This window comes from uncultured Methanobrevibacter sp. (assembly GCF_947169325.1).
In the GTDB taxonomy this organism is placed as follows: domain Archaea; phylum Methanobacteriota; class Methanobacteria; order Methanobacteriales; family Methanobacteriaceae; genus Methanocatella.
Map to the genome: position 1 here is coordinate 1 of NZ_CAMVPN010000104.1, position 6,823 is coordinate 6,823.

7 protein-coding genes and 1 pseudogene are annotated in these 6,823 nt (G+C 36.8%); all 8 read left to right on the forward strand.

Features of this window, described 5'->3' with window-relative positions; genetic code table 11:
- Window positions 1–250 precede the first annotated feature (250 nt).
- Window positions 251–1,720 (forward strand): methanogenesis marker 14 protein, encoded by a 1,470-nt coding sequence (locus Q0W26_RS10805; protein WP_298525154.1) that lies wholly within the window; start codon window positions 251–253, stop codon window positions 1,718–1,720.
- A gap of 16 nt (window positions 1,721–1,736) precedes the next feature.
- Window positions 1,737–2,345, forward strand: a complete 609-nt coding sequence (locus Q0W26_RS10810) for an NTP transferase domain-containing protein (protein WP_298525156.1) — start codon at window positions 1,737–1,739, stop codon at window positions 2,343–2,345.
- Window positions 2,346–2,400: 55 nt separating this feature from the next.
- Window positions 2,401–2,670 (forward strand): PRC-barrel domain-containing protein, encoded by a 270-nt coding sequence (locus Q0W26_RS10815; RefSeq protein WP_292739171.1) that lies wholly within the window; start codon window positions 2,401–2,403, stop codon window positions 2,668–2,670.
- A 131-nt stretch (window positions 2,671–2,801) separates the two neighbouring features.
- Window positions 2,802–3,557 (forward strand): ABC transporter ATP-binding protein, encoded by a 756-nt coding sequence (locus Q0W26_RS10820; protein ID WP_298525159.1) that lies wholly within the window; start codon window positions 2,802–2,804, stop codon window positions 3,555–3,557.
- Complete coding sequence (locus Q0W26_RS10825; RefSeq protein WP_298525161.1) at window positions 3,526–4,776, forward strand: SufD family Fe-S cluster assembly protein; 1,251 nt, start codon at window positions 3,526–3,528, stop codon at window positions 4,774–4,776. The genes Q0W26_RS10820 and Q0W26_RS10825 overlap by 32 nt, the downstream gene beginning before the upstream one ends.
- A 316-nt stretch (window positions 4,777–5,092) precedes the next feature.
- A complete protein-coding gene (locus tag Q0W26_RS10830) occupies window positions 5,093–5,518 on the forward strand; it encodes a hydrogenase iron-sulfur subunit (protein ID WP_297828413.1) in 426 nt (141 codons plus the stop codon).
- 16 nt (window positions 5,519–5,534) lie between these two features.
- A complete protein-coding gene (locus tag Q0W26_RS10835) occupies window positions 5,535–6,461 on the forward strand; it encodes a F420-nonreducing hydrogenase (RefSeq protein WP_298525164.1) in 927 nt (308 codons plus the stop codon).
- Between the two features lies 1 nt (window position 6,462).
- A pseudogene (gene mvhA / locus Q0W26_RS10840) lies at window positions 6,463–6,823 on the forward strand (F420-non-reducing hydrogenase subunit MvhA); the annotation flags it as partial.

The following is a 6,823-nucleotide window of genomic DNA, read 5'->3' on the forward strand; positions in this document are numbered from 1 at the left end:
CAGCATGTGGTATGGCTGATATCATGATTGCTGAAGCAGCAAAAGATATCGGTACCGAACCTGTAGAAGACCACCCTATTAACAACTTATTATAGATAAAAGGGTCCCGATTAGATGATTAATTCATCTAATCATTTTTTTCTATTTTTTTACTATTTTTCAACAACTTTTTTTCAAGAAATTTTTAATAAAATTTATATTATCTTAAAAAGAGATTATTAATTAACTTTATATATTGGAGAGGTTGATAATGTCTTTTTTAAGTAAACTTTTTAAGAAGGGTCCAAAACCTGTTATTGCTCATTCTAAAGAAGGTAATTTGGCAATGTTAAGGGCTCAAAAGGCAGGTCCTGCAAGTCCGGGGGTTGTTAAAAAGCCTGATACTTTTTATGTAACTGCTTCTGTTGAATTAGGTAACACTACCACAAAATCCATTGTAATGGCAACTAACCTGAATACCAGTGAGTCATATCTGCTTAATAAAACAGTAAAAATGACCAGGGATATCAGACCGCCAAAAGCTAATGAAGAGGTATTCGGTAAGACTGTTTGGGGTATTGAGCTTTCTAAAGAAGCAGTAACAGAACTTATTAGAGATACTGTTTTGGAATCACTCAAGAAATGTCAGGTTGACAAGGATGAAGATTTGGATTTCGTTGTAAGGTCAACTGGGGTAACAGCTGGTTTTGCAACTGCTGAAGAAGCTGGTCAGCTCATCATTGCTTTGGCCGACGGTTGTCTTGAGGCGGATATTCCTCCACGTAAGATGTCTCCGGCAATGAGCATTTCACAGCTTCCTGAAAGATTACAAAAACACTCCCTTTTGGAAAACATCATGTTTGACGGAGCTGTAGTTAGTGTAGTTCCTCCGGAAGGTAAGGAAACAGTTGCAAATGAAATGGAAGGGGAACTAGTAACTGCAGGTATCAAATTAGGTGCCAAATGGACCGATGTTGATTACAGAAACCCATGTGTATCCTTGGACTTCGGTTCAACATTGGCTGGACGTATCGTTAATGATAATGAACCTTATGCTAACACTGTCGGTAACTTCCTGGGTCTTGCAGGTGTTGTAAGCGACTCCTTGGCCAGAGGTTCCGGTAAGATTGACAAGAAGAATGGTGCTGCTCTCGATTTATACTCTGAAAAGGCAATGAAAAAGGCAGACCACAAGAAAGCTGAAGCAAATGCATTGGAAGCTCATAAATTAATCAATATTACAAAAGTTCCTATGGATGTTGAAAGATTCGGTACAGTCCCACTGGATCCTGTAGCAGCTGAAAAGGCAGGAACCACATTAATAGGTTGTGACGTAGGTTTCAACGGTGACAAACTTCCTGAACTTATGGAACTGGGCGCACAGTTCTATGATGCCGACGGTCTTCCAACATTGCTTTCAACTTTGGATTATGTAAGTACCAATATCGTTACAAGATGTCTGGATGTTGCATTTAAGGAAAATGTCATCGTTCCGGGTTCCGCTTTAGGTATTACAGGAAGGGCAGGTATTACCGGACGCAAACCTGAACTCATTTTAGAGGCTGTTCAGGACAAGTTTGAAAATGTCGTATTTGTTGAAGACGGTCTTGCATTGGGATCTGCTATCATGGCCCGTTGTATGAACTCCATGGGTACTCCTAAAGTTCCTATCGGCGGTAAGCAAGGAGGAAGATGCATCCTCAAGGACCGTATGAAGATGATGGGTGGAAAATTCGCTTAAAAAGTGTGATTTTTTAATGATTTATGCAATTTTGATGGCAGGAGGTATGGGAACAAGACTTAAAGTTCCCTGTGAAAAACCTCTTTTTAAATTATGCAATAAACCCTTGATTAAATACGTTATTGATAACTTAAATGCATCTAAATTAATCGATAAAATAATTATTGCGGTCAGTCCTCATACTCGCCAAACCACTCAATATTTGCAATCCCTAAATGGTGATTTTGAAATATTGGATACTTCCGGAGATGACTATCTGACTGATTTATCTTTTATTCTTGATTATTTTGAAAAGAAATCATGCGAAGACACTTTGCTTTTCATCAATGCCGATTTGCCGTTCATATCAACTGAAACCATTGATTATGTATTGGATTATTATTCTAAATCAGATAAGGATGCATTATCCACATTGGTCCCGGTTGAAATCTTTGAAGAGTTGGGATTGGGATATTCATATGAGTTCAACGGCAATGTTCCATCAGGCCTTAATGTCTTGAGAAGCGTCAATATTGTTCAGGATGAGGATCAGTTAATCATTCCAAAAAAGGAATTGGCCTTAAATATCAATACCCTTTTGGACAGTAAAGTTGCGGAAAAATTCTACAATGAATATTATATTTAAATATAATGAAAGTAAATATTTATATGACTATATTTAATTTTTATCAGGTGATTAAATGGAAAATAAACAACAAATTCCTAAAAGAGAAGAAAAATTATGGAGTGAAATTAAAAATTATCAAGTAGCTACCAACAATGCACGTATTTTAGGCGTATTGGATGAATTGATTATAAACGAAAAAACTGGTAAAATTGTTGATATCGCTATTAGGGTTGAAAGTGACCGTAATATCCACGTAAAAGGCGCTAAAAGAAATGGTGACTTATTGTTAGTTCCTTTTGCTAAAGTCGAAAAAGTCGGCGAATTCATTATTGTAACTGAATAATCTCAGTTATTCTCTTTTTTTCTTTTATTTTTAAAGTTGTATTATATAATCTGTTGTTAACTATTTATATTTTATAAAACATAATTATATTGTTATATAACAAATTCATATTTTATTTTTAAGGTGATTATATGTTGCTTGAAATTGAAAATTTGGCGGTTGAAGTATCTGGAAAAAGGGTTTTAAAAGACATTAACCTTGCAATCGAAGAGGGTGAAACCCATGTTCTTTTAGGACCTAATGGTGCTGGGAAAAGTACCTTATTCTTAACTATATTGGGTTTTCCAAATTATAAAGTTGTTAATGGTACTATTAAATTTAAAGGTCAGGATATTACTGGATTAACAACTGCAGAAAGAGTAAAATTAGGTATTGGTGTAAGTTTCCAAACTCCTCCTTCAATCAGAGGTGTTTCTGTAGGGGATTTATTAAAAATTATATCTCATCAGGATGTTAATGAGGAATTGAATCCTAGAATGAAAGAATTGGCCCAACAATTGAAATTCAGTGATGAATTCTTGAATAGGGATGTCAATTTAGGATTTTCAGGGGGAGAAGTTAAACGTTCTGAAATATTGCAGTTATTAGCTCAAATGCCTGATTTCACAATGTTTGACGAACCGGATTCCGGTGTGGACATTGAAAATGTGGAATTATTGGCTTCTGAAATAGGAACCTTATTGGATAAGGACAAGCCACAACGCAGCAGGAAACGAAGTGGTCTTTTAATTACTCACTTAGGTTACATTTTGAATTTTGTCAGTGCAGATAAAGCACATGTTTTGATTGATGGGGTAATTTCCTGTTCCGGAAACCCGTCTGAAATTTTAGAAGATATTAGGAAAAACGGTTTTAATGGATGTGTTGAGTGTGCGCAATGTTTATGATGATGCCGAAAGGGCAAAGGATAAGAAAGCAGCATTAGGTGCTGATATTACAATTGAAAACTTTACAGATGAAACCGTCAACGCTTTGGATATGATTGACGATTTGGATGACTTGAACAAGCAGACCAAAAAGGATCTCCTGAAAGTCGGTGTTGACACAACTGAAGAGAACAGGTCAGGTTCATTCCTGCAGGTTGACCAGAGTAACATCTTTACCAACAATACAATGTCAGATTCAATTGAAGTGATGAACATAGGAGTTGCATTGGACAAATACAGTTGGGTTGAAGACTACCTTTGGAATGTCGTAAAGCCTGACGCCGACAAATACACTGCAAAAACTGCATTACGTGAAAAAGAGGAAGGAGTTAAAAGCGGTTACTTTGTAAGGTCCCTTCCTGGAACCAAGGAAGTAATGCCTGTACAGGCATGCATGTTCATCAGTGATGCAGATATTCTGCAGACCGCTCACAACGTAATCATCGCTGAGGAAAACTCAGAACTGCATTTGATTACCGGATGTGCAACAGGTGACGATGTTGCTTCGGCCATGCACGTCGGTGTTTCTGAAATGTATTTAAAACCTGGCTCCAAAATCACTTTCACAATGGTTCACAACTGGGCTGAACAGGTTGAAGTGCGCCCAAGGACAGGTGTCAAGCTAATGGATGATTCCACATACATCAACAATTATATTTTGACAAGCCCTGTAAGCACTATCCAGTCATTCCCTACTGCTTACTGTGACGGTAAAAATTCAAGAGCAATTTTCCAAAGTATTCAAGGTGGTAAAAAGGATTCCATCATCGATGTTGGTTCCAGAGTTTTACTTAACGCTGAAGGGGCCCGTGGTGAAGTAATCTCAAGGGCGGTTGCTCAGGATGAGTCTCAAATTTATGCAAGGGGACATTTAGCAGGTACAGTTCCGGATGTTAAAGGTCATTTGGAGTGTCATGGGTTAGTGCTGTCTGATGACAGTTTTATTTATGCAGTGCCTGAACTTGAAGCAAGTTCTGCTAATTTGGAGATGTCTCACGAGGCTGCAGTCGGTAAAATTTCAGAAGATGAAATCAATTATCTGACCTCTAGGGGTATTGAAGAGGAAGAAGCGGAGTCTATGATTGTTAGAGGATTTTTAAACATGGATATTACTGGTCTTCCTGATGAATTGGCTCAACAAACTCAAAATATGATTGATATGAGTCTTGATGGAATGTAATTCCATCTATCTTTTCTTTTTTTATCATTTTTCCTTCTTAAAATCGATTTTAAAAAATCTTGTTTTATAGTATATAAACTTTTTGGCTTTAATTTCTAAGTAACCTTTATATTAATTATTAATGAAATATATTAATCAGTACATAATGTTAAGCTGAGCTAGCTCATTAAGTACATAAAATTGTAATTTAAGGCGTACCTAAACACTATGTCTTAAATAGAAGATTTTAAAATTTTTTAAAAAACTTTAAAATTGGATTTTGAAAGACAAAAATTTTTCAAAATTGAAAAAATATTTATAGAGGAGGAGAAACTCTATGGCTGATGATGTAAAAATTGTAATGTTTTGTTGCAACTGGTGTTCCTATGGAGGAGCAGACACAGCTGGTACTGCAAGGATGCAATACCCACCGAATATTAGAGTTATTCGTGTAATGTGTTCTGGAAGAATTGACCCACAATTTATTTTGAAAGCATTCCAAGAAGGTGCTGATGGGGTATTTGTAGCTGGATGTCACATGGGTGACTGCCACTATGACGCAGGTAACTACAAATTAGATCGTAGAATGAGATTAATTTATAAATTAGTCGAAGATATGGGAATTGGAAAAGAAAGAGTTCACCACGATTGGATTTCCGCATCCGAAGGTGAAAAATTCTCTCAATCTGTTAAAATGATGGTTAACAGAATTAAAGAGTTAGGTCCAGCTCCATTAAAAGAACAATTAGATGCTGAAGGATAAATTGGAGGAATTTAATATGGCAGATAAAGTTAAAATAGGAACTATGTGGTTCGGCGGATGTTCCGGTTGCCACTTATCCATTGCGGATTTCCACGAATCCTTAATTGATGTAATGGAATTTGCAGATTTTGAATTTTCCCCTGTACTCATGGATACTAAATATGATGAAGTACCTGAATTAGATATTATTATTGTCGAAGGTGGAGTAAGAAACGACGAAAACAGAGAATTAGCTGAAATGTTAAACGAAAAAGCTAACATGGTTATTGCTTACGGAACCTGTTCTTGCTACGGTGGTATTCCAGGTCTTGGAAACTTATGGACTGTTGAAGAATTAGAAGAAGAAGCATACATTAATTCTGTATCTACTGTAAACCCTGAAGGTATTATTCCTCACGAAGATGTACCTCATCTCGAAAGCAGAGTAAGACCTATCGGTGAAGTTATGGATATCGACTTAATGATTCCAGGTTGCCCACCTCGTTCTGATGTTGTAGCAGAAGCTATCTTAACATTATTAAGAGGAGAAACAATCGAATTACCTTCAACCAACTTATGTGAAGTATGTCCTAGAGAAAAACCACCTGCAGGTTTAGCAATGGACTTCATTAAAAGACAATTTGAATTAGGTCTCCCAGAACCTGATTTATGTTTAATTACCCAAGGTTTAGTATGTATGGGTCCTGCTACCGTATCATTATGTGGTGCAGAATGTCCTTCCATTGGTATCCAATGTAGAGGATGTTACGGTCCTACTGCTAAAGTATTAGACCAAGGAGCAAAAATGATCAGTGCGATTGCATCTGACTACGGTGTACAAGAAGATAAAACCGTTGATCCTGAAACTGTCGCAGATCAATTAGATGATATTGTAGGTACTTTCTACACTTACACATTACCTGCTGCTTTAGTACCAATTAAAATGCAGAAAGGAGGAGAATAAAATGGTTAAACTTACTATGGAGCCTGTCACTCGTATTGAAGGACACGCTAAAATTACAGTACATCTTGACGATGCTGGAAATGTAGAAGAAACAAGATTACATGTTATGGAATTCAGAGGTTTCGAAAAATTCTTAACAGGCCGTCCTGTAGAAGAATTACCAAGATTAGTACCTCGTATTTGTGGTATTTGTGATGTACAACACCACTTAGCAGCTGCAAAAGCTGTTGACCAAATCTTCGGATTCGATGATTATGAAATCTTACCTGCTGCATACAGAATGAGAGAAATCATGAACTGGGGTTCATACATGCACTCCCACGCTCTTCACTTCTACTTCTTAGCAGCACCAGATTTAATCA